Source organism: Jannaschia rubra (genome assembly GCF_001403735.1).
Taxonomy (GTDB): domain Bacteria; phylum Pseudomonadota; class Alphaproteobacteria; order Rhodobacterales; family Rhodobacteraceae; genus Jannaschia; species Jannaschia rubra.
In genome coordinates this window covers 291,753-314,931 of the sequence record NZ_CXPG01000012.1, presented here as the reverse complement: position 1 = coordinate 314,931, position 23,179 = coordinate 291,753, and the positions used below count along the sequence as shown (strand labels likewise).

Below are 23,179 nucleotides of genomic sequence, written 5' to 3'. Positions count from 1 at the left end.
GGCAGGCTGGCGGGGCTGGGTCGGAACAAAGATCTGGTGAAGGCTGACGGACCTCACGCTCCAACCTATAGCAACAGCGGTTAGCCGTTCGATAAACTATGTGTTTCGATAGTAATTTAGGTAGCGCCGCGGACTATGTCCCTAATCACGGTTACCAGTATCGAGCGAACTAGAATGGCTTCTTCCTTGTGAGATATTTGCAAAGAGGGATGCCAATTTTCTGCCCGCTTAGCCGATTGATGAAAGAGATATCCACGCAAGTTTACAAGCCAATGAATTACGTTAGCAGGCGTTCGAGAAGTCAGCAAATCGAGGACCGTCTCTTCACTAATATCTCCACCATGCACGAAATAGCGAGCATGTCTTTCAGCGCCCTTTATAGCCGCAACTAAACTATCTGACTTATAATAGATTTTCTCAACATCGGCAGCTCTAAATTTCCCCTCAGCGAACTCATGCTCCAAGGATAATAGAAAGTGGCGCAGGGCTTCTTGGTATTTACAATTTTGAAATAAATCTTCTCCCATTCTGAATATGCTAAGAGTAAGGAGCGCTTTCCCAGTGCCTTTTAACGCCTCGCTCGTGAGCGACGTCAGGTCCGAGACGGACAACGTAGATTGCCTGATCTGGTTTGGCTCGAAGTTTAGCTTGAAAGAGAAAATTAGTTTTCGCTTACTCGCCCCGTTCCGGATAAACCACGACCATTCCAGTCTCCGGAAGTCAAGCCCAATCAATCCAAAAGGGGCAAGATAACCTTCTATGCGACACAAAGCATCCATCAACTCAGTGCATCTATCATCAGGCGGTTCTATGATAGTCCAATCACAACCGTTAGCTGCGCGCGAAAAAAGCTTCGGAACTAATTCAGCGTCTGTTTTACAAGAAGCTACGACACTACAAAGAAGCCCATTACTTCCTCGCTCAAACTCAAAATCAATGTTCTTCTGGTGGAAAGAACAGGCCGCCGCAATTGGCAATCTAGAGTTTGCTGGCGCACTAACGCTGACCCAAACTTCCTCTTCTGTTCTCGCTTCGAAAAGCGCCATCTCAAGTGCCATCTTTAAAAGATGGCGCTTTCCTTCAAGCATTTTTAAATTTAACACTCTTTAGCCGTTCATTGCAAGCATCTGTGAAGTTTCTGAGGACTTCGACGAATTATTAGATCGCTTTCAGATGGTAATACTGACAAAAACTTCCTTAAAAGGCAACTTGGTCCCGGAAAGCCACCCCTCCCTCACCCCCCGTCCGTCTCCTCGCCCAGAAACTCCTCCACCACGTCCGTCAGCGTCAGGTCCGGATCGAAGGTGCCGGTGCGCAGGAAGGCCAACACCTGGCCGATGACGAGGGGCTGGTTCATCATGAAGGTGTGGGTCACGGGCAGGGCGATGTGGTCGTCCATGCCCTCCACCCGCGTCGAGGCGACGGAGACCTTGCCGTCGTCGGGGCCGGGCAGGATGGTCGAGAAGACGGGGCTGAGGCTGCGGGTGCCGGCGATGACGCCCACGCCGGGCCAGACGGGGCCCAGCTGCGCGGGCAGACCGTCGGTGGCCATCTCCAACCCCGCGGGGCCATTGATCCATTCGAAGGCCGCGACCTCGCCCAGAACGTCCACGATCTCGGACCCGTGGTTCGGCGGGGCCATCATCACGGTGCGGCCAAGACGGGGCAGGTCGTTGCGGGGCATCCAGTCGCGCAGCAGGATCGCGCCCATGGAATGGGTGACGAAGTGGATCCGTGGCGACAGCCCGCAGCGGGCGATGGCGCGGGGCAAGGCCGCGTCGGCCAGTTCGCGGACCGTGCCGGAGCTGGAATCGTAATCGCTGTTGACGACGCGGTAGTCGCTGGCGCGGAGGGCTTCCTCCATCACCAGAAGGGAGGCGTCGCTGCGCGCGAGGCCGTGGAGGAGGACGACGCAGTCGGGCACGGCGCCCGCCCGGGCGGGCAGGGCGGCAAGCATGAGGAGGAGGGCGAGGCGGAGCATCCCCGGCATCTAGTGCGCGGCGGCGACGCGCGCTAGGGACGGGGGATGAGCCGACCCATCCGCATCGCGGCGCGCGCCGTTCTGATCCACGACGACCGGCTGCTTTTGGTCAACGCCTGGCCTGGCCCCACGAGCGACCTGTGGTGTGCGCCGGGAGGCGGAGCGGAGCCGCATGTCGGCCTGCCCCAGACCCTCATCCGCGAGGTGCGCGAGGAGACGGGGCTGGAGATTTCGGTCGGCGAGCCATGCCTGATCAACGAATGGCATAGCCCGGAGCGGGGCATGCATCAGGTCGAGGTGTTCTTTCGCTGCCGCCTTGTCGCCGGGGCGCTGGACGATGCCTGGCGCGACCCGGAAGGGATCGTGACCCGCCGCCGTTGGGTCACGCGGGCGGAGGTGGAGGGGCTGCACCTGCGGCCCCTGACCCTGCCCTCGGTCGCCTGGGAAGCGGGCGGCGCGGTCTATGACCCGCTGGAGCGGATGGTCGAGTAGCGAAAGGTCGCGAGCGCGATCCCGGCGAGGACGAGCGCGCCGGAGGCCAGGGCGCGGGGCGGCGGAACCTCGGCCAGCAGCGCCGCACCGAGGAGGGTGGCGATCACCGGCACCGCGAGTTGCGCCACGCCCGCCGTGGCGATTCCCATGCGCGGCAGCACCCGGAACAGCAGGGCATAGCCCAGCCCCGAGGCGATAGCGCCCGACGCCGCCGCCATCAGCGCGCCGAAGGCCGTGACCGGCGCGCCCCACCAGAAGGGCGCGGCCAGCGCGAAGGCCAGCGTCGCGATGAGGAAGTTGCCGGCGGAGCCTGCGAGGGGACGCGGCTCGGACCGGCCGGCGAGGGAATAGGCGGCCCAGCCGAGCCCCGCCGCGACCATGAGCGCCACGTCGAGCGGGCGGGCTGCCACCCCGCCGCCCGGCAGCAGGAGCCAGACGAGACCGCCAAGGGCCAGCGCCATGCCGGCGAGGCGGAGCGGTCCCGTCGGTTCCCCGCGCAGGAGCGAGAGGGCAAAGAGGCCGAGCTGCACCGTAGCGAACAGGATCAGCGCGCCGAGCCCCGCGTCGAGGCTGCGGTAGGCGAGCGAGAAGCCCAGCAGGTAGACCGAGAGCGCCGCCGCCGCGCCCCAGCGGCGGGTGCCGGTCAGCGTGATGCCCCGTCGGGCCGCGAGCGCCGTGAGCACCGCGGCCCCCGCCGCCACGCGGATCACGGCGAAGACCAGCGGGTCCGTCCCGTCCAGCACCCCCGCCCGCGTGAGGATCGAGTTCGCCGCGAGGAATACGAGCGCCGTGGCGGTGAGGAGGACGAGTGGCATCGGGTCAGCCGCAGGCGTCGCGGCCCTCCGCGCTGAGCGCGTAGGTGCCGGGGGCGGTGCGGGCGAACCAGCCGTAGTGGTTGTCGCGCATGATCCGGGTGGCATTGGGGATGCCGGTGGCGTCGCGCACGTCGCGGCCGCGGCAGGGGCCTTGGACGGCGAGGTGGCGGGCGAGGACCATGGCGTCCTGACGGTAGGCGGTGACGAGACCCGCGCCCGTGGCACCGCCCGGCGACGGGTCGCCCCGGCGGGCGGCGAATTCGCGGAGCAGGCGTTCGCGGGGCTTCGTGGTCAGGCGCGGACGGAAGGGGCCGGGGTCGCAGTGGACGGTCACGAGACCGTCCGACAGCCGCACTGTCAGCACTCCGAGGCCCAGCCGGCGGGCGAGTTTCAGGTTCGCGCGCAGCGCCTTCCACCCGCGCGCGCCGCCCGCGTCGGGCACGGCGAGGTAGACATGTGGCGTCACCGCCTGCCGATCGATGCCCTGATGGAGGAGGGCGAGGCTGAAGGCGGTCTTGAGTTCGACGATCACCGGGGGGTCGTCGTCGCGCAGGGCCACGACGTCGGCGGGGCCGATCTCTCCCTTCACAGCGTAGCCCTGACCTTCGAGGAAGGTCTTGATCGGCGGATAGAGGTCGGTCTCTTGCATGGCACCCGTGACAAGCCGGTCGGCGCGCGTTAAGGCCGCGCCGACCTGATTTCAACGCACGGACCCCTGCCATGACCACCCTCGTCTTCGGACACAAGTCCCCCGATACCGATTCCACCGGCAGCGCCATCGCCTGGGCCTGGTACATGAACGAAGTCGTGGGCACCGAGGCCGAGCCCGCCCTGCTGGGCGAGCCGAACACCGAAGCGACCTGGATGCTGGAGCGGTGGAACCTGCCCAAGCCGCGGATCATCGCGGATCTGGAGGAAGGGCAGCGCTGCGTCGTCGTCGACACCAACAACCCCGCCGAACTGCCCGATGGCATCGCCGAGGCGGACCTGTGCCAGATCATCGACCATCACCGGCTGGTGGGCGGGCTGGAGACGCTGGGGCCGATCGACATCACCATCCGTCCGCTGGCCTGCACCGCCACGATCATGGCCGACCTGATGGGCCAGTCGCTGTCGTCGGCGCCGGAAGGCATCCGGGGCGCGATGCTCACCTGCATCCTGTCGGACACGCTGGAGTTCCGCTCGCCCACCACCACCGATCACGACCGCGCGCTGGCCGAGCGGCTGGCGTCGGACCTGGGCGTCGATATCCCCGAGTTCGCCGCGGAGATGTTCGCGGCCAAGTCGGACGTGTCGGCCTGGTCGGAGGAGGCGCTGCTGCGGATGGACTCCAAGGAGTTCGACATGGAGGGGACGAAGCTTCGCGTGTCGGTGCTGGAGACGACGTCGCCCGCCGCGATCCTGCAGCGCAAGGACGCGTTGGTCGCCGCGATGCCCAAGGTGGCCGAGGAGGACGGGGTGGAGCGCGTTCTGCTGTTCGTCGTCGACATTCTGGCCGAGGAAGCGACGTTGCTGGTCCCAGACACTCTGACGCAGGCAGTGGCCGAGGCGAGCTTCGGCGTCACCGTCACGGGTGATACCGTGGTCCTGCCGGGCGTGATGAGCCGCAAGAAGCAGATCATTCCCGTCCTCACGATGTGATGGCCCGTTCGGCCCGGAACAAAGGCCGGGCCGGGTCGTTTTCCCTTCGAACCCGAAACGTCAGAACGGGAGGAGGGGACATGACCGCGACATCGACGAGCGCATCGAAGGGGCCGGGATCGGCCGAGGTGACGGGCTTCTACGAAGAGGATACCGGCAGCATCCAGTATGTCGTCTCGGACCCGGCCACGAAGAAGGCCGCGTTGATCGACGTGGTCATGGGTTTCGACCCCAAGGCCGCGCAGACCGACACCGCGCAGGCCGACCGCATCCTGTCGCATGTGCGCGACCGGGGGCTGACGGTGGAATGGGTGCTCGACACGCACCCCCACGCCGATCACCTGATGGCCTCGGACTATCTGCGCGGCAAGACGGGCGCGCCCAATGCTATCGGCGCCAAGGTGGCCGGGATCGCGGAGTTGTGGCGCGACCTCTATCACATGCCCGACGCCTTCGATCCGGAGCGCGATTTCGACCGGCTGTTTGCGGATGGCGACACTTTTCACATCGGCGAATTGCCCGTGCGGGTGATGCTGTCGCCGGGGCACACGCTGGGGTCGATCACCTATGTTGTGGGGCATGACGCGGCCTTCGTGCACGATACCTTCATGCAGCCCGACGCGGGAACCTCGCGCGCGGATTTTCCCGGCGGGTCGGCGGCGAAGCTCTATGACAGCTTGCAGGAAATCCTGACGCTGCCCGACGACACGCGTCTGTTCGTAGGCCACGACTACGGCACAGACGACCGGCCGGAGCCTGCCTGGGAAGCGACCGTGGCCGAGCAGCGAACGGAGAACAAGCACATCGGTGGGGGAACGTCGCGCGAGGATTACGTCGAACGGCGCGAGGCACGCGACCGGACGCTGCCCCTGCCGGACCGGATGCTGCACGTCTTGCAGATGAACCTGCGCGCCGGGCGCCTGCCCGAGACGGAGGCGGACGGCAACCGATACCTGAAGATCCCCCTCAACCGCTTTGCACAGGAGGTTCCGGAATGAATCGCGACCAGACCGAAGACGGCACCATCGTCACCATGACCCCGCAGGAGGTGTCGGATGCGATAGACAGGCGCGAGATCGTCCTGATCGACGTGCGGACGCCGCAGGAGTTCAGCTTCGAGCGCATTCCCGCCGCGTTGCTGTCGCCCATGCAATCCTTCGACCCCGCCTATCTGCCGGGGCAGGCTGACAAGCGGATCGTGCTGCATTGCGGGTCGGCGGTGCGGTCGGGGAAGGTGGCGGAGCAGTGCCTCAAGGCGGGCTTCGACGAGATCGCGCACATGGAAGGCGGGTTGGCCGCCTGGAAGGAAGCGGGGCTGGAGTACACCGGCACCGACATGGGGACGGGCGCGCCGAAGGCGATGCGGAAGGAATAGGCGTCAGGGCACGCGCGCCAGGCGTTCCTCCAGCACGTCGAAGGGGACGCCGGGCACATCCTTTGCGCCCCGGATCACCAGCGAGGTCTTGACGCTGGCGACGTTGTCGGCGGCAGTCAACTCACCCGTCAGGAACGACTGGAAGGTCGAGAGATCGGGGGCCACGCACTTCAGGATGAAGTCGATCTCCCCGTTCAGCATGTGACATTCGCGCACGAGCGGCCAGTCGCGGCAGCGGGCCTCGAACGCGGAAAGGTCGGTTTCCGCCTGTCGAGCGAGGGAGACCATGGCGAAGACCTGCACCTCGAACCCGAGGGCGCGGGCGTCGACATCGGCGTGATAGCCCTGGATCAGACCCGCCTCCTCCAGCGCGCGGACACGGCGCAGACAGGGCGGGGCGGAGATGCCGACCCGCCGGGCCAGTTCCACGTTCGTCATGCGCCCGTCGGCCTGAAGCTCCGACAGGATCTGGCGGTCGATGGGGTCGAGCTTGGCGGCGGGCATGTCACGGTCCTGATCGTTGCGGGCTTTGCGTTCATGTCACATGACGGGGCTGCGCGCGCAACAATGTTTCACGATAGCGCAAGATTATTTTGTGGCGGTTCGCTATCCGGGCCGGGGGTTCCCCAGTCGCCCGCGAGAGCCTAGATCGGGGGCAAGTCGAAAGGATCGTGACATGACAGATACGCGCCATTCCAAGGTTCTCATCATCGGGTCCGGCCCCGCTGGATACACCGCCGCCGTCTATGCCAGCCGCGCCATGCTGGAGCCGCTTGTGGTGCAGGGCATCCAGCCGGGCGGACAGTTGACCATCACCACCGAGGTGGAGAACTGGCCGGGCGATGCGATGGTCATGGGACCGGACCTGATGGAGCGGATGGAGGCGCATGCCAAGTCGGTGGGCGGCGAGATCGTGTCGGACCACATCGCCTCGCTCGACCTGTCGAAGCGGCCGTTCACGGCGGTCGGCGACAATGGCACAACCTATACCTGCGACGCGCTGATCTTGGCGACGGGGGCGCAGGCGCGGTGGCTGGGCCTGCCGTCGGAGGAGCATTTCAAGGGCTTCGGAGTTTCGGCCTGCGCGACTTGCGACGGGTTCTTCTATCGCGGCAAGGAAGTGGCGGTGATCGGCGGCGGCAACACGGCGGTCGAGGAGGCGCTGTTCCTGACCAAGTTCGCCAGCAAGGTGACGCTCGTGCATCGCCGCGACACCCTGCGCGCCGAGAAGATCCTGCAGGACCGCCTGTTCCGCAATCCGAAGGTCGAAATCGTCTGGGACCATGCGGTCGACGAGATCCTCGGGTCCGACACACCGCGCGGGGTCGAGGGGGTGCGCCTGAAGCACACCGGCACCGGCGAGACGCGCGAGATCGCGGTGGACGGGGTCTTCGTGGCGATCGGCCATGCGCCCGCGTCGGGTCTGGTGAAGGACTGGCTGGACCTGCATCACGGCGGCTATGTCGTCACGCAGCCCGACAGCACGGCCACGAGCATCCCTGGCGTCTTTGCCGCGGGCGACCTGACGGATCATATCTATCGCCAGGCGGTGACTTCGGCAGGCATGGGATGCATGGCCGCGCTGGAGGCGGAGCGGTTCCTGGCGGAACACGGGCAGGACAGCGCCATCGAGCAGGACCAGACCTTGCCCCTGGGATACGGCGCCCCCGTCGGGGAGCCGGCGGAATGAAGGCCCTGGCGGTTCTGGCGTTGCTGGGGCTCGCGGCCTGCGGCGGGTCGGGGGCCACGGCGCCCGCGCGGGCCGTGGCGGCGGGGGGCGTCTGCCCCGACGCGGACCCGGCGCGCGACGGTCCGCTCGTCGATGCGATCCGCACGGGCGACGCGCGCCCCGTGCAGGCCGCGCTGGCCCGCGATCCGGCCGACGCGCGCGCCCGCGCGGCGCTGGCCATCGTCACGGGGCAGGGAAGGCCCGACCCCGATCAGGCCGCCTGTTTCGCGCCCTATCTGGAAGGCGCCGCCTGAAAATCGAGGCCCGCCGCCGCCCGCATGTCGGCTCTGCGCGGCGCGCGGCTTGAACTCCGCGCGCCGTTGCGGCTAGAGGCCCCCATCCGTTTGCCTCGTGCGCTCCAGAAAGTTTGTGCCATGACCATTGAATCGTCGAACCTTGCCCCCATCCCGGAACTCTACGTCAACCACGAGAGCGCCCAGAAGCTGAAGCGCGAGGCCGGGGAGATGGTCAGCTGGGACATGACCCCGCGCCAGATCTGCGATCTGGAGCTTCTGATGAATGGCGGCTTCAATCCGCTGACGGGGTTCCTGGGCAAGGACGACTACGATGGCGTCGTCAACGACATGCGGCTGGCCGACGGCACGCTCTGGCCCATGCCCATCACGCTCGACGTGTCGGAAAAGTTCGCCGAGAAGATCGAGCCGGGCAAGGACATCGCCCTGCGCGACCAGGAAGGCGTGATCCTGGCCACGCTGTCGGTCACGGACATCTGGACGCCCGACAAGTCGCACGAGGCCGAAAAGGTGTTCGGTGCCGACGACCTGGCGCATCCGGCGGTGAATTACCTGCACAACGTGGCGGGGCCGGTCTATGTCGGCGGGCGCATCACGGGATTGCAGCCGCCCGTCCACTACGATTTCCGCGGCCGCCGGGACACGCCCAACGAGTTGCGCGCCTATTTCCGCAAGCTGGGCTGGCGGCGCATCGTGGCGTTCCAGACCCGCAACCCGTTGCACCGGGCGCATCAGGAACTGACCTTCCGCGCCGCGCGCGAGGCGCAGGCGAACCTGCTGATTCACCCGGTCGTCGGCATGACGAAGCCCGGCGACGTGGACCATTTCACGCGCGTGCGCTGCTACGAGGCGGTGCTCGACAAGTATCCGCAGGCCACCACGACCATGTCGCTGCTGAACCTGGCGATGCGCATGGCCGGCCCGCGCGAGGCGATGTGGCACGGGCTGATCCGCCGCAACCACGGCTGCACCCACATGATCGTCGGCCGCGACCACGCCGGGCCGGGCAAGAACTCCGCCGGCGAGGATTTCTATGGCCCCTATGACGCGCAGGACCTGTTCCGCGAGCATCAGGACGAGATCGGCATCGAGATGGTCGACTTCAAGCACATGGTCTATGTGCAGGAGCGCGCGCAATACGAGCCCAATGACGAGATCGAGGACCGCGACAACGTCACCATCCTGAACATCTCGGGCACCGAACTTCGCCGCCGCCTGCGCGAGGGGCTGGAGATCCCCGAGTGGTTCAGCTTTCCCGAGGTGGTCAAGGAATTGCGCCGCACCTCTCCGCCGCGGTCGCAGCAGGGGTTCACCGTGTTCTTCACCGGCTTGTCTGGGTCGGGCAAATCCACCATCGCCAACGCCATCATGGTCAAGCTGATGGAGATGGGCGGGCGTCCCGTGACGCTGCTGGACGGGGACGTGGTCCGCAAGCACCTGTCGTCGGAACTGACGTTCTCGAAGGAGCATCGGGACATCAACATCCGCCGCATCGGCTATGTCGCCTCCGAGATCACCAAGAACGGCGGTATCGCCATCTGCGCGCCCATCGCGCCCTATACCGCGACACGCCGGGCCGCGCGCGAGATGATCGAGGCCTATGGCGCCTTCGTCGAGGTGCATGTCGCCACCTCGCTGGAGGAATGCGAGCGGCGCGACCGCAAGGGCCTCTATGCGCTGGCGCGGGCCGGAAAGATCCCCGAATTCACCGGGATCTCCGACCCCTATGAGGAGCCGACGCAGGCGGAACTCGTGGTCGATACCGAAGGCTATGAGGTCGACAACTGTGCGCAGCAGGTGCTCCTCAAGCTCGAATCGATGGGCCTGATCAAGGGTTGAGACGACGACCGACCGCCGGGGGAACGTTTCCGCCGGTGGTCGGTCCAGCCGTTGACGGCCACGGAATCGCCTTATTGGGTTGCACGGACGCAACGCTTCGCGGCGGTGTCGGAAATTTGAAACGTTGTTCGTCGTTTATTCCGGAACAGGCGGACCGCGGGCAGGTTGTTCCTCCAAGCGATGGATGGCGGGCATTGGGCCCGCTGCACCGAACGCCGGAAAGCCGATGCTGAACGATTGCACCATACTGCTGGTCGAGGACGAGGCGCTGATCGCGCTGGACCTCGCCATGACGCTGGAGGACGAGGGCGCGCAGGTCGAGGGACCGTTCGCCACCGTACCGACCGCGTTGCCGGCTTGCTGTGCGGTCGATGTGGCGCTGCTGGATGTGGACCTGTGCGGAACGAAGGTATTTCCCGTAGCCGACAGGCTGATGGCGGAGGGCAAGCCCTTCGTTTTTCATACCGGCCGGCCGGACAGGGAGCTTCTGGCGGGGCGCTACGGCGCGGACGTCACCATCTTGCTGAAACCTACCCGGAGCGCGCAGATCGTCGAGGCGCTGCGCGAGGCGTTGGACCGGGCGCGGGCCCGCGTACACTGAGGCGGTAAGACGAAAGGACCTCCCGACACAAATCGGGAGGTCCTATTCGTTCGGGCATCCGACGACGGTTCTGTCAGTGAACGCTTACCGGCGTCATGTCGTTTTCCCGCGCAAGGTTGAAGGCCAGCGCACGGTCGCCCACGAGGGCCACCTGCTCGCCGTCGGCACGGTGGAGAGCGAACAATTCGTCCAGCCCGCCTTCACGCGCCTCGTCCTGCAACGCTTCGGGAAGGTCGTCGAGCGCGATGCGGCGCACGTAGACCAACGATCCGCCCAGGGCTTCGATGTCGGTATGATGGGACATGGTCTTTCCTTTCCCTTGTGAACGCGCCGTCAAATCAGGCTTCGGTCGTCTGGCGGGACGGGGACCTGTCGGGGCGACCCGATTCGATCCTTATCGTCCTGACAACGTTTTCGGGGGCGGAACGGTTCAGATCGACGTGAAGAAGTCCGTTTTCCAGGCCCGCGCCCGCGACATCCACCCCATCGGCCAGCACGAAGGCCCGCTGGAACTGCCGCGCGGCGATCCCGCGGTGCAGATAGACGCGGGCGGTGTCGTCGGCGGACCGGCCGCGGATCACCAGTTGGCGATCCTCGAGCGTGATTGACAGGTCTTCCTTGGCAAAGCCTGCGACGGCCAGCGTGATGCGGAAGCCGGTCTCTCCGGTCTGTTCGATGTTGTAGGGCGGATACCCGTCGTTTCCCGTACGGACGGTTCGTTCCACCAGGCGTTCGAGTTCATCGAAGCCCAGAAGGAACGGATGGGTGCCGAAGGTCGGCTTGGTCATGTCTTCGGGTCCTTTCGCGAAGCGATCCGATCGTCTGCCCCGGCCCAATCCTGCGGCGCCGGGTCTGCCAACAATGTGGGGATGCGGGCGGGCGCGTGCAAGACGGTTGGAACGCAGCCCCGCCCGGTGTAACAGGCGGCCACCCCTGCGCGAAGGCCGATGCCGTGAACGAGACCCCCGGAGAGATGAACCACGAGGACGTGCTGAGGATGCGGCTGGAAGTGCTGCGCCAGGATCACCGCGATCTTGACGTGGCCATCCGCGCGCTGGAGGAGCGGACGAACCCCGACCTGCTGGTGATCCGCCGCCTGAAGCGCCAGAAGCTGCATCTGAAGGACCGCATCGCGCGGATCGAGGATGAGCTGACCCCCGACATCATCGCCTGAGGCCGCCATGACCCGGACACCCCCCGTCGGCATCATCATGGGCTCGACCTCGGACTGGCCCACGATGAAGGGCGCGGCCGACATCCTGGACACGCTGGGCGTCGCGCATGAGGCGCGGATCGTGTCGGCGCACCGCACGCCGGATCGCCTGTGGGACTATGGCCGCGGCGCGGTGGAGCGGGGGCTGAAGGTCATCATCGCGGGGGCGGGAGGGGCCGCGCATCTGCCCGGCATGATGGCGTCCAAGACGCGGCTGCCGGTGATCGGCGTGCCGGTGCGGACAGAGGCGCTGTCCGGAGTCGATTCGCTCTATTCCATCGTGCAGATGCCGCGCGGATTTCCCGTGGCGACCATGGCCATCGGGGCGGCGGGTGCCGTGAACGCGGGGCTGATGGCGGCGGGCATCCTCGCGCTGTCGGACGACGGGCTGGCCGCGCGGCTGGACCGCTGGCGTGCCGACCTGTCGGCCGGCATCCCCGAGGTTCCGGAATGACCGCGCCCCTGCCGCAGGGGGCGGTCATCGGTATCCTGGGCGGCGGGCAGCTGGGCCGGATGTTGTCGGTCGCCGCAAGCCGTCTGGGATACGTCACCCATATCTACGAGCCGGGCGCCGCCCCCGCCGCGCAGGTGGCGCAGGCCTGCACGACGGCAGGCTACGACGACACGGCGGCGCTCGACGCCTTCGCCCGGTCGGTCGACGTCATCACCTATGAGTTCGAGAACGTGCCGGCCGCCGCGCTGGACCTGCTGGAGCAGGCGCGGCCGATCCGGCCCGGGGTAAGGGCGCTGGCCGTCAGCCAGGACCGGCTGGACGAGAAGACCTTTCTGGAAGGGCTGGGGCTGCGATGCGCGCCGTTCCGGGCGGTGGATGACCTGGCCTCGCTGCGCGCGGCGCTGGATGTGATCGGCATGCCCGGGATCCTCAAGACCCGGCGGCTGGGCTATGACGGCAAGGGGCAGGTCCGCATCGACGATGCCGCCGACGCAGAAGCGGCCTGGGCGGCGATGGAGGGGCAGGACGCCATCCTCGAAGGATTTGTGGACTTCGCGCGCGAGGTGAGCGTGATCGCCGCGCGGGGCCTCGACGGGCAGGTCGTCTGCTACGACCCCGGCGAGAACGTCCACCGGGGCGGCATCCTGCGGACCACCACCGTTCCCGCGACCCTGAGCACGGCGCAGCGCACCGATGCGGCACTGCTGGCGGGGCGCATCCTCAATGCGCTCGACTACGTTGGCGTTCTGGGGGTGGAGCTGTTCGTGACGTCGGACGGCCTGATCGTGAACGAGATCGCGCCCCGCGTTCACAACTCGGGCCACTGGACGCAGGCCGGTTGTGCCGTGGACCAGTTCGAGCAGCACATCCGCGCCGTCGCCGGCCTGCCGCTGGGCGACGGGGGCCGGTATGCGGACGTGGTGATGGAGAACCTGATCGGCGACGACATGAATCGCCTGCCCGACCTGCTGGCCGCGCCGGCCACGCAGGTACATCTCTACGGCAAGGCCGAGGTCCGGCCGGGCCGCAAGATGGGCCATGTGAACCGCATTCGCCGCGGATGACCCCGGCCGCCCGTTCTTTCAGAAATGACGATGACCCGATGACCGAACGCCCGCACCGAAACTTCTATGGCCGCCTGAAGGGCAAGCACCTGAAGGAATCGCACAAGGGCTATCTCGACGCCGATCTGGCTGCGCTGTCGCCCGGCGACGTGGGATGGGAGGCGAATCCGGAACGGCGTCCGCTGGACCTCGGCGCGCTGTTCGGGGGACGGGACGTCTGGCTGGAGATCGGGTTCGGCGGCGGCGAGCACATGCTGCACCAGGCTGCCCGGAACCCGGAGATGGGGATCATCGGGGCGGAGCCCTACATCAATGGCGTGGCGATGCTGCTGGGCAAGCTGCGACAGGCGGAGGTCGACAACGTCCGCATCCATCCGGGCGATGTGCGGGACCTGTTCGATGTGCTGCCCGACGGCTCCATGTCCCGCGCGTTCCTCCTCTATCCCGACCCATGGCCCAAGGCGCGCCACCACCGGCGCCGTTTCGTGACGGCTGAACACCTTGAGCCGCTGGCCCGCGTCCTGCGCCCGGGGGCGGAGTTTCGCGTGGCGACGGACATTCCCGACTACGTCCGCCAGACGCTGGAGGAGGTGCCGCGCCATGGGTTCACCTGGCTGGCCGAGGGGCCGGAGGACTGGCGCGCCCCCTGGGCCGACTGGACGCGGACGCGCTATGAGGCCAAGGCCGTGCGCGAGGGGCGGAGGCCCCATTATCTGACCTTCCGCCGGGACTAGGCCGGCACGTCCCAGGCTGTGCCCGGCAGGATGACGCGGAAACGCGCGGGGTCGATGCCCTGGTCGGCCAGCGCGGCGGCAAGGCCCGCGGGCGGGTCGTCGCGCGCCTCGTCGGTCAGTCGGAAGGTGCCCCAGTGATGCGCCATGGCCCAGCTTGCGCCCAAGGCCCGGAACCCGGTCACGGCCTCGGCGGGGTCCTGATGCTGACCCTTCATGAACCAGCGCGGCGCATAGGCGCCGATGGGCAGGATGGCAAGGCGGTAGGGCCCGTGTTCGGCCGCCGCCGCATAGGGGCGGCCCCGGTCGTAGCCGGTGTCGCCGCTGACGAACAGGCGACCCGCGGGCGTATCCACCGCAAAGGAACACCAGAGCGCATGGCTGCGGTCGCGGGTTCCTCGCGCGCTCCAGTGATGGGCGCGAAGAAGACGGGCGGTCACGCCACCCCCTTCCAGTACGTCGCCCCAATCGCCCGCCCGGGCATCGATGCCGTCGATGGCATCGCGGAGGATGGTGTCGTTACCCAGGGGCGTCAGCACCGGCATGGCGCGGCGGCCGTGCAGGCGGCGCAGGGTATCGATGCACATGTGGTCGTAGTGGTTGTGCGACAGCAGCACCACGTCGATGGGCGGCAGGGCATCCCAGGCGATGCCCGGTGCGGTCACGCGAGCGGGTCCGGCAAAGCTCACAGGGCTGGCGCGATGGGACCAGACGGGGTCGAGCAGGATGTTGATGCCGCCCGCCTGGATCAGGACCGTGGCGTGGCCCACCATCGTCACCCGCAGGTCCGCCGTCCGGGCATCGGGGATGGCGGCGGTGACGGCGACATGGTCGGGCCATGGCGCGCGGTCACGCTGCCACTGCCAACGCAGCAGGTCGCCGAACCCGCGGGGCAGCGTCCCGCCGGGATTGAAGAAGCGGGTTCCGTCGAAATGGTCGGTGATCGGCCCGTTGTAGTAGCGATTGCCCGCCGTGGCCCGCCGGACGGACCAGCCGGAGGCGGCCAACGCGGCGCCGAGGCCGATCAGGGTGCGGCGTTTCATGGCGCGCAACATAGGGGGCGGGGCATGGGTGGAAAGCGTAGAAGCCTCCGGCGGTGATATTCGACATGCGAAGACGGCGATGGACGTGCCCGGGCGGGGCCGTTATCCCCCGTGCCGACCCATGGGAGGATCTTCATGAGCCATGCATCCGGCCACCCCCTGACCGCCACGGCGAGCGGCCCCCTGACGGGCGCGGCGCATGTGCCCGGCGACAAGTCCATCAGCCACCGCAGTCTGATCCTGGGCGCGATGGCGGTGGGCGAGACGCGGATCACGGGCTTGCTGGAGGGGCAGGACGTGCTGGACACGGGGGCGGCGATGCGGGCGTTCGGCGCCTCGGTCGAGAAGGCGGGCGAGGAATGGGTGGTGCGTGGCGTGGGCGTCGGCGGATTGATGGAGCCCGAGGACGTCATCGACTGCGGGAACTCGGGGACGGGGGTGCGGCTGCTGATGGGCGCGGCGGCGACGCATGGGTTCTCGGTGACTTATACCGGCGACGCCTCGCTGCGGAAGCGGCCCATGGCGCGGGTGACGGAGCCGCTGTCGCTGTTCGGCGCGGCCGCCTACGGGCGGTCGGGCGGGCGGCTGCCCATGACGGTGGTGGGGGCGGGCGACCCGGTGCCGGTCCGTTATGCCACGCCGGTGGCCAGCGCGCAGGTCAAGTCGGCAGTCCTGCTGGCCGGGCTGAACGCGCCGGGCGAGACCGTGGTGATCGAGCGGGAGGCGACGCGCGACCACAGCGAGCGGATGCTGCGCGGCTTCGGCGCCGAGATCGACGTGCGCCGCACGGCGGAGGGTCACGAGATCACGCTGGTCGGGCGGCCCGAGCTGTCGCCCCAGACCATCGCCGTACCCCGCGATCCGAGTTCCGCCGCCTTTCCCGTCTGCGCCGCGCTGATCGTTCCGGGGTCGGACGTGCTGGTGCCGAACATCGGCCTGAACCCCACGCGCGCCGGGCTGTTCGAGACGCTGCGCGAGATGGGCGCGGACCTGACCTATGAGAACCCGCGCGAGGAGGGGGGCGAGCCTGCGGCTGATCTGCGCGCGCGGTTCTCGCCCGACATGCACGGCATCGAGGTGCCGCCCGACCGCGCGGCGAGCATGATCGATGAATACCCCATCCTTTCGGTCGTCGCGGCCAATGCGGCGGGCACCACGGTCATGCGGGGCGTGGCCGAGTTGCGCGTCAAGGAATGCGACCGGATCGACGCCATGGTACAGGGCCTGCGCGGCTGCGGCGTCGCCGTGCGCGACGGGCCCGACTGGTGGGAGGTGGACGGGCGCGGGCCCGGCGGGGTGCCGGGCGGGGCCATGGTGGCGGTGCATCTGGACCACCGGATCGCGATGAGCTTCCTCGTCGCCGGGATGGCCGCGCGGGAGGCCGTGACGGTGGACGACGCGGGGCCGATCGCCACCTCGTTCCCGATCTTCCGCGCGTTGATGGAGCGGCTGGGGGCAGCGTTCGAGGAGCGCGGATCGTGACCGGCCCGTTCACCGTGGCCATCGACGGACCGGCGGCGGCGGGCAAGGGGACCGTCGGCCGCGCCGTGGCGGCGCGGTTCGGGTTCCGGCATCTGGATACGGGGCTTCTCTACCGCGCGGTCGGGGCCCGGGTCCTGGCGGGGGCCGAACCGGTGGCCGCCGCGCGCGACCTGACGCCGGAGGACCTGACGGTGGAGGGCCTGCGGACGCAAGCGGTGGCGCAGGCGGCAAGCGAGGTGGCCGTCATCCCCGAAGTGCGCGCGGCGCTGGCGGAGTTCCAGCGCTGGTTCGCCCGCATGGACGGGGGCGCGGTGCTGGACGGACGCGACATCGGCACCGTCATCGTGCCGGACGCGGAGGTGAAGCTGTTCGTCACCGCATCGGCCGAGGTGCGGGCGGACCGCCGGTTCCTGGAGCTGTCGCCTGGCGATCCCGCGCTGACGCGGGCGGCGGTGCTGGCCGACGTGGAGGCACGGGACGCGCGCGACATTGGACGCGCGGAGTCCCCGCTGATCGCGGCTGCGGACGCCACGATCATCGACACGTCGTGCCTTTCGATCGAGGATGCGGTCGAAGCCGCCACCGCCCGTGTGGCCGAGAAGCTGGCCCGCCGATGACGTGCGCGCCCCTTGCGCTGCGCCCGAATTTCGCCTAACCCCCCGCGCGTCACCGACCGTCCAGGCACCATGCGGCCAGCCCCGCGTCCGCCCGGACTTTCACCCGACCAATCCCCAAGACCGGCGGAGACAACCGCGCGGCCGGAAACATCGAACAAAGGAATAGACACAGCCATATGGCTCAGAATGCATCCATGGAGGAGTTCGAGGCCCTCTTGAACGAAAGCCTCGAAATCGACACGCCGCAAGAAGGCAGCGTGGTCAAGGGCAAGGTTCTCGCCATCGAGGCGGGACAGGCCATCATCGACGTCGGCTACAAGATGGAAGGCCGCGTCGATCTCAAGGAATTCGCCCAGCCCGGCGAAGCGCCCGAAATCGAAGTCGGCGATGAGGTCGAAGTCTTCCTGCGGAACGTCGAGAACGCCCGCGGCGAAGCCGTCATCAGCCACGAGATGGCCCGCCGCGAAGCCGCGTGGGACCGTCTGGAAGAAGCCTACGGGAAGGAAGAGCGCGTCGAGGGCGCCATCTTCGGCCGCGTCAAGGGCGGGTTCACCGTCGATCTGGGCGGCGCCGTGGCGTTCCTGCCGGGCAGCCAGGTCGATGTGCGCCCCGTGCGCGACGCGGGTCCGCTGATGGGCCTGAAGCAGCCGTTCCAGATCCTCAAGATGGACCGTCGCCGGGGCAACATCGTCGTCTCGCGCCGCGCCATCCTGGAGGAGAGCCGCGCCGAGCAGCGTGCGGAGGTCATCGGCAACCTGGCCGAGGGCCAGACCGTCGACGGCGTCGTCAAGAACATCACCGAGTACGGCGCCTTCGTCGACTTGGGCGGTGTGGATGGCCTGCTGCACGTCACCGACATGGCCTGGCGCCGCGTCAACGACCCGCGGGAGATCCTGTCGATCGGCGAGACCGTCAAGGTGCAGGTCATCAAGATCAACAAGGAAACCCATCGTATCAGCCTGGGCATGAAGCAGCTTCAGGACGATCCCTGGGACACCGTGATCGCGAAGTACCCGCTGGATTCGACGCACACCGGCCGCGTCACGAACATCACCGATTACGGTGCATTCGTGGAGCTTGAGGCGGGGGTCGAGGGCCTTGTCCACGTCTCCGAGATGTCCTGGACCAAGAAGAACGTCCATCCGGGCAAGATCGTCTCCACCTCGCAAGAGGTCGAGGTCATGGTGCTGGAGATCGACACCGCCAAGCGCCGTGTCAGCCTGGGTCTCAAGCAGACGATGCGGAACCCGTGGGAAGTCTTCGCGGAGACCCATCCCGAAGGCACGCCGGTCGAGGGCGAGGTCAAGAACATCACCGAGTTCGGTCTGTTCATCGGCCTCGAAGGCGACATCGACGGCATGGTCCATCTGTCGGACCTGACCTGGGAAGGCCGGGGCGAGGACGTCATCGGCGACTATCGCAAGGGCGACATCGTCAAGGCTGTCGTCTCCGAGGTCGACACCGAGAAGGAGCGCATCTCGCTCTCGATCAAGGCGGCCGGGGGCGACCCCTATGCGGAGGCCATCGGCGGCGTGAAGCGCGGGTCGATCATCACCGTCGAGGTCACCAAGATCGAGGACGGCGGGATCGAGGTGGAATACGAAGGCATGAAGTCCTTCATCCGCCGCTCCGACCTGGCACGCGACCGGGCCGACCAGCGCCCCGAGCGCTTCGGCGTGGGTGACAAGGTCGACGTCCGCGTGACCAACGTCGACAGCAAGAACCGCCGCCTTGGCCTGTCGATCAAGGCGCGCGAGATCGCCGAGGAAAAGGATGCCGTGGAACAGTTCGGCTCCTCCGACTCGGGGGCGTCGCTGGGCGACATCCTGGGTGCCGCGCTCAAGGGCGACCGGGACTGAACCTGCGGCCCCCAAAGCCGTAGCCATTGCGGCCCCGCCCCCTGCATGGGGCGGGGCCGTTTTCGCATTGCCCGCACGAATCATGCTGTTGCGTCGACAAGGCCATCGGCCGCCCGCGGGACGCCAGTTGTGGCCGGGGCGACATTGTGGGCGATTTGATCGGAATGTTCCCGTCGAACGCGGCAGCCGACGGCAAATTGGCGTTTTGCCGCAGGGCGATATTGAGTATACCCACCCCATACCTGCGCGACGACAAGACGGGTTCGGCCACGGCCGAAGGGGGAGTTTGATGATACGCTCTGAGTTGATCCAGAAAGTCGCGGACGAGAATCCGCACCTTTACCAACGGGATGTCGAGAAGATCGTGAACACGATCTTCGAGGAGATCATCGAGTCGCTGGCGTCGGGAAACCGCGTCGAACTGCGCGGCTTCGGCGCATTTTCGGTCAAGCAGCGTGACGCGCGCACGGGTCGCAACCCGCGCACCGGCGAGGCGGTGGAGGTCGAGGAAAAGCATGTGCCGTTCTTCAAGGCGGGGAAGCTCTTGCGCGACCGGATGAACGGCAAGGCCTGAGTGGCCTTCCGTGGCGCTGGACACGCGCGCGCGGCGAGGCTAGGTCAGTTGCATGAATTTCCTGCGTTATCTCCTTCTCGGGCTTCTGGCCCTGATCCTCGTGGTGCTGGCGCTGGCCAACCGGTCGCTGGTGACGCTGCGCCTGCTGCCGGAGGATTTCGGCGGCTACGTCGGTCTCGACGCCGCGGTCACGCTGCCGCTGTTCATCGTGATGCTTCTGGCCATGGCGGTCGGCCTGCTGATCGGGTTCGTCTGGGAGTGGCTGCGCGAGCACAAGCACCGCGCCGAAGCCCGGTCGCAAAGGGCACAGAAGGAACAGCTTGAGCAGGAACTGGCGCGCACGCGGACCGCGTCCGACCGGGACGAGGTTCTGGCGCTTCTGGACAATGCGCCCTGACGCGCCTGTGCGGGGGTCGCGACCATGCTGCGTGTGACTCGGCCCCGGATGGGGGTGCGCGTCAAGATCTGCGGCCTGCGGACACCAGATGACGTGACGGCGGTGGCCGCGGCGGGGGCCGCCTACATGGGTCTCGTGTTCTTCCCAAAGTCGCCGCGGAACGTCGACGTGGACCAGGCTCGCGCGCTGGCGCTGGCGGCACCCGTAGGCCTGGCCAAGGTGGCGCTGCTGGTGAACCCGGACGACGCGATGCTGGATCGGATCGGAGGGGAGGTTCCGCTGGACATGATCCAGTTGCACGGAAGCGAACCGCCGGTCCGCGTGGCGGAGGTGCGGGCCCGGACCGGGCTGCCGGTGATGAAGGCCGTGGGGCTGCGGACGGCGGACGACCTGGCCAGGATCGACGCCTACGCGGGTGTCGCCGACCAGATCCTCGTCGATGCCAAGCCGCCCGAGGGCGCCGACCTGCCGGGCGGAAACGGCGTGGGCTTCGACTGGCGCCTGATCGCCGGGCGCGACTGGACCTGCCCCTGGATGCTGGCGGGGGGGCTGACGCCCGACAACGTGGCCGAGGCGATCCGCCTGACCGGAGCGGCGCAGGTCGACGTGTCGTCTGGTGTCGAAAGCGCGCCGGGGATGAAGGACGCGGCGCGGATCGCCGCCTTCGTCGACGCCGCGACCGTCTGAACGGCGGGGGCCGTTGCAGCTCCGCCGCCCTGCGCCTACACCCGTGACGAATGGGGAGGTGCGCATATGCCCGACGATCTTCTGAACAGCTTCATGACCGGCCCGGACGAGAACGGCCGCTTCGGCGACTTCGGCGGCCGTTTCGTTTCGGAAACGCTGATGCCGTTGATCCTGGAGCTGGAGCGTCAATACGAGCACGCGAAGACCGACGACAGCTTCTGGACCGAGATGCACGACCTCTGGACGCATTACGTCGGCCGCCCCAGCCCGCTCTATTTCGCCGAACGCCTTACGGAACACCTCGGCGGGGCCAAGGTCTACCTCAAGCGCGACGAGTTGAACCACACGGGCGCGCACAAGATCAACAACGTCCTGGGCCAGATCATCCTGGCGCGGCGCATGGGCAAGACGCGGATCATCGCCGAGACGGGCGCGGGCCAGCACGGTGTGGCGACTGCAACCGTCTGCGCGAAGTTCGGATTGAAATGCGTGGTCTACATGGGGGCGCACGACGTCGAACGTCAGTCGCCCAACGTCTTCCGCATGAAGCTGTTGGGGGCGGAGGTCGTGCCGGTCACATCCGGTCGCGGCACGTTGAAGGACGCGATGAACGACGCGCTGCGCGACTGGGTGACGAACGTAGATGACACGTTCTACTGCATCGGCACGGTCGCGGGGCCGCATCCCTATCCTGCGATGGTGCGGGATTTCCAGGCGATCATTGGTCAGGAAGCGAAGCGGCAGATGCAGGAAGCCGAGGGGCGTCTGCCCGACACGATCATCGCGGCGATCGGGGGCGGGTCGAACGCGATGGGGCTGTTCTATCCCTTTCTCGACGACAAGGACGTCGCCATCATCGGGGTGGAGGCCGGCGGCAAGGGCGTGAACGACCGGATGGAGCATTGCGCGTCGTTGACGGGCGGACGGCCCGGGGTGCTGCACGGCAACCGGACCTATCTGCTTCAGGACGACGACGGGCAGATCCTCGAAGGCTTCTCGATCAGCGCAGGGCTGGATTATCCCGGCATCGGGCCCGAGCACGCCTGGCTGCACGACATCGGTCGCGCAGAATACGTGTCTATCACCGACCGCGAGGCGCTGGAGGCGTTCCAGTTGTGCTGCGAGATGGAGGGGATCATTCCCGCGCTGGAGCCGAGCCATGCGCTGGCCCACGTCATGAAGATCGCGCCGGATCTGCCGGGCGACCACATCATCTGCATGAACATGTGCGGGCGCGGCGACAAGGACATCTTCACCGTGGCGCGCGCGCTCGGCTGGGACATGGGCGACGTGCTCTAGCGGATGAGCGGGACGTGCGGGGCGGCGCCCTCGGGTAGAGTGCCGGTCAGGCGCGGGTCGTCGGTGATCTCGACCTCGCGCCGGACGGGGACGAAGCCCGCGCGTATGTAGAAGGGCAGGGCGACGGGGCTGTCGAAGGTGCAGGTATGGACGTGCAGACGCGCGATGGGGCGGGCGAAGGCGCGGGCCACGGCCGTGCCGATCATGGCCCGCCCCGCACCGCGGCCCTGCATCGCCGCCGTCAGGCCCAGGAAGGCCAGCTCGCAACTGTCGCCGATGCGGAAGTCGAGCTCCAGCAGCCCCTCCGCCCGGCCGTCGTGGATCAGGGCGTAAACTTCGACGTCCTCATCCGACAGGATCCCGCCCAGGTCGTCCCGTGCCATCCGCAGCCGCGAAAACCAGAGCCAGTCCAGCGCGCCGACCCGCAGGAACAGATCGCGGTACCAATCGGGATCGGGCGCGGGCTCGTGACGCAGGGTAAGGCCGTCGGGCAGCGGCGCATCCAGCGCAGGCGGCGGTGCGGTCATTTCCAGATGGGTGACGACGGCCGCCACTTTGCCGGGGGGCACCGTGTGGAAGCCATCGGTCAGATCGGATGCCGTCACCGTCATCAGTCGAGCGCGTAGGTCCGCAGGACGTCCATCGGCACCACGTCGAGCGTGCGCTGATGCGTCGACGCCAGCTGCACGCGGGGCGCGACGCCTTCCTCATGCGCCTGCAGGAAGCGTGCTGCGCAAAGGCACCAGCGGTCGCCGGGTTTGAGGCCGGGGAAGCCGAATTCGGGCCGGGGCGTCGAGAGGTCGTTTCCCAGATATTTGGAGTTGGCAAGGAATTCGGCCGTCATCACCGCGCAGACGGTGTGCAGGCCGCCGTCCATGGCGCCCGTGTTGCAACAACCGTCGCGGAAGAACCCGGTAATCGGATCGGTCGAACAGGCCTGAAGTTCGCCGCCGAGGACGTTCAGGGGCGGCAACATGCCGGGATGCGGGTCGGGCATGGGCACCTCCTCCTCGGTGAAGGTTAGGGCAGGGC

29 protein-coding genes are annotated in these 23,179 nt (G+C 67.4%); 19 read left to right on the top strand and 10 right to left on the bottom strand.

What is annotated here, in order from left to right; all coding sequences use genetic code 11:
* Positions 1-116 precede the first annotated feature (116 nt).
* A complete protein-coding gene (locus JAN5088_RS18555) occupies positions 117-1,103 on the bottom strand; it encodes a hypothetical protein (protein ID WP_144431848.1) in 987 nt (328 codons plus the stop codon).
* A gap of 131 nt (positions 1,104-1,234) precedes the next feature.
* A complete protein-coding gene (locus JAN5088_RS04690) occupies positions 1,235-1,981 on the bottom strand; it encodes an alpha/beta hydrolase (protein WP_074962579.1) in 747 nt (248 codons plus the stop codon).
* A gap of 45 nt (positions 1,982-2,026) precedes the next feature.
* Here JAN5088_RS04690 and JAN5088_RS04685 point away from each other — a divergent pair, with 45 nt between their 5' ends.
* Positions 2,027-2,473 carry an NUDIX domain-containing protein gene (locus JAN5088_RS04685; RefSeq protein WP_055681638.1) on the top strand — a complete coding sequence of 149 codons (447 nt, stop codon included), beginning with the start codon at positions 2,027-2,029 and terminating at the stop codon, positions 2,471-2,473.
* Here the strand turns inward: JAN5088_RS04685 and JAN5088_RS04680 are convergent.
* Together JAN5088_RS04680 and JAN5088_RS04675 are read right to left on the bottom strand one after the other, a co-directional pair.
* The gene (locus JAN5088_RS04680; protein ID WP_055681637.1) at positions 2,443-3,288 is read right to left on the bottom strand and encodes a DMT family transporter; all 846 of its coding nucleotides are present in this window, start codon (positions 3,286-3,288) and stop codon (positions 2,443-2,445) included. The two genes, JAN5088_RS04685 and JAN5088_RS04680, sit on opposite strands and share 31 nt — an antisense overlap.
* Before the next feature lie 4 nt (positions 3,289-3,292).
* Positions 3,293-3,937: a DUF2161 domain-containing phosphodiesterase gene (locus JAN5088_RS04675; RefSeq protein ID WP_055681636.1), complete on the bottom strand. Its 645-nt coding sequence runs from the start codon at positions 3,935-3,937 to the stop codon at positions 3,293-3,295.
* Between the two features lie 71 nt (positions 3,938-4,008).
* Here JAN5088_RS04675 and JAN5088_RS04670 point away from each other — a divergent pair, with 71 nt between their 5' ends.
* From JAN5088_RS04670 to JAN5088_RS04660, 3 genes are all read left to right on the top strand, one after another.
* The gene (locus tag JAN5088_RS04670; protein WP_055681635.1) at positions 4,009-4,929 is read left to right on the top strand and encodes a manganese-dependent inorganic pyrophosphatase; all 921 of its coding nucleotides are present in this window, start codon (positions 4,009-4,011) and stop codon (positions 4,927-4,929) included.
* Between the two features lie 80 nt (positions 4,930-5,009).
* Complete coding sequence (locus JAN5088_RS04665; RefSeq protein WP_055681634.1) at positions 5,010-5,927, top strand: MBL fold metallo-hydrolase; 918 nt, start codon at positions 5,010-5,012, stop codon at positions 5,925-5,927.
* Positions 5,924-6,304, top strand: coding sequence for a rhodanese-like domain-containing protein (locus JAN5088_RS04660; RefSeq protein ID WP_055681633.1), 381 nt, complete (start codon positions 5,924-5,926; stop codon positions 6,302-6,304). Before JAN5088_RS04665 ends, JAN5088_RS04660 begins: the two co-directional genes overlap by 4 nt.
* A gap of 3 nt (positions 6,305-6,307) precedes the next feature.
* Here JAN5088_RS04660 and JAN5088_RS04655 read toward each other — a convergent pair whose 3' ends face one another.
* On the bottom strand, positions 6,308-6,808 hold the full coding sequence (locus JAN5088_RS04655) for an Lrp/AsnC family transcriptional regulator (RefSeq protein WP_055681632.1): 501 nt from the start codon (positions 6,806-6,808) through the stop codon (positions 6,308-6,310).
* A 172-nt stretch (positions 6,809-6,980) separates the two neighbouring features.
* Here JAN5088_RS04655 and trxB point away from each other — a divergent pair, with 172 nt between their 5' ends.
* From trxB to JAN5088_RS04635, 4 genes are all read left to right on the top strand, one after another.
* Positions 6,981-7,994, top strand: a complete 1,014-nt coding sequence (gene trxB / locus JAN5088_RS04650; protein ID WP_055681631.1) for a thioredoxin-disulfide reductase — start codon at positions 6,981-6,983, stop codon at positions 7,992-7,994.
* On the top strand, positions 7,991-8,287 hold the full coding sequence (locus JAN5088_RS18550) for a hypothetical protein (RefSeq protein ID WP_055681630.1): 297 nt from the start codon (positions 7,991-7,993) through the stop codon (positions 8,285-8,287). Before trxB ends, JAN5088_RS18550 begins: the two co-directional genes overlap by 4 nt.
* A 120-nt stretch (positions 8,288-8,407) precedes the next feature.
* Entirely contained in the window at positions 8,408-10,126 is a 1,719-nt protein-coding gene (locus JAN5088_RS04640; RefSeq protein ID WP_055681629.1) for a bifunctional sulfate adenylyltransferase/adenylylsulfate kinase, read from the top strand.
* 226 nt (positions 10,127-10,352) lie between these two features.
* On the top strand, positions 10,353-10,727 hold the full coding sequence (locus tag JAN5088_RS04635) for a response regulator (RefSeq protein ID WP_055681628.1): 375 nt from the start codon (positions 10,353-10,355) through the stop codon (positions 10,725-10,727).
* A 73-nt stretch (positions 10,728-10,800) separates the two neighbouring features.
* Here the strand turns inward: JAN5088_RS04635 and JAN5088_RS04630 are convergent, their stop codons facing one another.
* Together JAN5088_RS04630 and JAN5088_RS04625 are read right to left on the bottom strand one after the other, a co-directional pair.
* Positions 10,801-11,031, bottom strand: coding sequence for a DUF1150 family protein (locus JAN5088_RS04630; protein WP_055681627.1), 231 nt, complete (start codon positions 11,029-11,031; stop codon positions 10,801-10,803).
* 34 nt (positions 11,032-11,065) lie between these two features.
* Positions 11,066-11,515, bottom strand: a complete 450-nt coding sequence (locus JAN5088_RS04625) for an Hsp20 family protein (protein WP_055681626.1) — start codon at positions 11,513-11,515, stop codon at positions 11,066-11,068.
* Between the two features lie 185 nt (positions 11,516-11,700).
* Here JAN5088_RS04625 and JAN5088_RS04620 point away from each other — a divergent pair, with 185 nt between their 5' ends.
* The 4 genes from JAN5088_RS04620 to trmB are packed head-to-tail and all read left to right on the top strand — an operon-like array spanning position 11,701 to position 14,192.
* A complete protein-coding gene (locus JAN5088_RS04620; protein ID WP_055681625.1) occupies positions 11,701-11,901 on the top strand; it encodes a YdcH family protein in 201 nt (66 codons plus the stop codon).
* 7 nt (positions 11,902-11,908) lie between these two features.
* On the top strand, positions 11,909-12,394 hold the full coding sequence (gene purE / locus JAN5088_RS04615) for a 5-(carboxyamino)imidazole ribonucleotide mutase (RefSeq protein WP_055681624.1): 486 nt from the start codon (positions 11,909-11,911) through the stop codon (positions 12,392-12,394).
* Positions 12,391-13,458 carry a 5-(carboxyamino)imidazole ribonucleotide synthase gene (locus JAN5088_RS04610; RefSeq protein ID WP_055681623.1) on the top strand — a complete coding sequence of 356 codons (1,068 nt, stop codon included), beginning with the start codon at positions 12,391-12,393 and terminating at the stop codon, positions 13,456-13,458. Before purE ends, JAN5088_RS04610 begins: the two co-directional genes overlap by 4 nt.
* Positions 13,459-13,496: 38 nt before the next feature.
* Entirely contained in the window at positions 13,497-14,192 is a 696-nt protein-coding gene (gene trmB, locus JAN5088_RS04605) for a tRNA (guanine(46)-N(7))-methyltransferase TrmB (RefSeq protein ID WP_233489717.1), read from the top strand.
* Here the strand turns inward: trmB and JAN5088_RS04600 are convergent.
* Positions 14,189-15,232 carry an MBL fold metallo-hydrolase gene (locus JAN5088_RS04600; protein WP_055681691.1) on the bottom strand — a complete coding sequence of 348 codons (1,044 nt, stop codon included), beginning with the start codon at positions 15,230-15,232 and terminating at the stop codon, positions 14,189-14,191. The genes trmB and JAN5088_RS04600 overlap by 4 nt on opposite strands.
* Before the next feature lie 135 nt (positions 15,233-15,367).
* On the opposite strand from JAN5088_RS04600, the gene aroA reads away from it, so the two are divergent.
* The 7 genes from aroA (at position 15,368) to trpB (ending at position 22,147) form a co-directional block, all read left to right on the top strand.
* Positions 15,368-16,714 (top strand): 3-phosphoshikimate 1-carboxyvinyltransferase, encoded by a 1,347-nt coding sequence (gene aroA, locus JAN5088_RS04595; protein ID WP_055681621.1) that lies wholly within the window; start codon positions 15,368-15,370, stop codon positions 16,712-16,714.
* Positions 16,711-17,331 carry a (d)CMP kinase gene (locus JAN5088_RS04590; protein ID WP_055681620.1) on the top strand — a complete coding sequence of 207 codons (621 nt, stop codon included), beginning with the start codon at positions 16,711-16,713 and terminating at the stop codon, positions 17,329-17,331. Before aroA ends, JAN5088_RS04590 begins: the two co-directional genes overlap by 4 nt.
* 149 nt (positions 17,332-17,480) lie before the next feature.
* Entirely contained in the window at positions 17,481-19,190 is a 1,710-nt protein-coding gene (gene rpsA / locus JAN5088_RS04585) for a 30S ribosomal protein S1 (RefSeq protein ID WP_267885363.1), read from the top strand.
* A 289-nt stretch (positions 19,191-19,479) separates the two neighbouring features.
* Positions 19,480-19,764: an integration host factor subunit beta gene (ihfB, locus tag JAN5088_RS04580; RefSeq protein ID WP_055681618.1), complete on the top strand. Its 285-nt coding sequence runs from the start codon at positions 19,480-19,482 to the stop codon at positions 19,762-19,764.
* Between the two features lie 52 nt (positions 19,765-19,816).
* Positions 19,817-20,161, top strand: a complete 345-nt coding sequence (locus tag JAN5088_RS04575; protein WP_055681617.1) for a LapA family protein — start codon at positions 19,817-19,819, stop codon at positions 20,159-20,161.
* Between the two features lie 24 nt (positions 20,162-20,185).
* The gene (locus JAN5088_RS04570) at positions 20,186-20,848 is read left to right on the top strand and encodes a phosphoribosylanthranilate isomerase (RefSeq protein ID WP_233489716.1); all 663 of its coding nucleotides are present in this window, start codon (positions 20,186-20,188) and stop codon (positions 20,846-20,848) included.
* 66 nt (positions 20,849-20,914) lie between these two features.
* Positions 20,915-22,147 (top strand): tryptophan synthase subunit beta, encoded by a 1,233-nt coding sequence (trpB, locus tag JAN5088_RS04565; protein WP_055681615.1) that lies wholly within the window; start codon positions 20,915-20,917, stop codon positions 22,145-22,147.
* Here the strand turns inward: trpB and JAN5088_RS04560 are convergent.
* Both JAN5088_RS04560 and JAN5088_RS04555 read right to left on the bottom strand, forming a co-directional pair.
* A complete protein-coding gene (locus JAN5088_RS04560) occupies positions 22,144-22,758 on the bottom strand; it encodes a GNAT family N-acetyltransferase (protein ID WP_055681614.1) in 615 nt (204 codons plus the stop codon). The genes trpB and JAN5088_RS04560 overlap by 4 nt on opposite strands.
* Positions 22,758-23,144 carry a DUF2237 family protein gene (locus JAN5088_RS04555; protein WP_233489715.1) on the bottom strand — a complete coding sequence of 129 codons (387 nt, stop codon included), beginning with the start codon at positions 23,142-23,144 and terminating at the stop codon, positions 22,758-22,760. The genes JAN5088_RS04560 and JAN5088_RS04555 overlap by 1 nt, the downstream gene beginning before the upstream one ends.
* Positions 23,145-23,179: the final 35 nt, after the last annotated feature.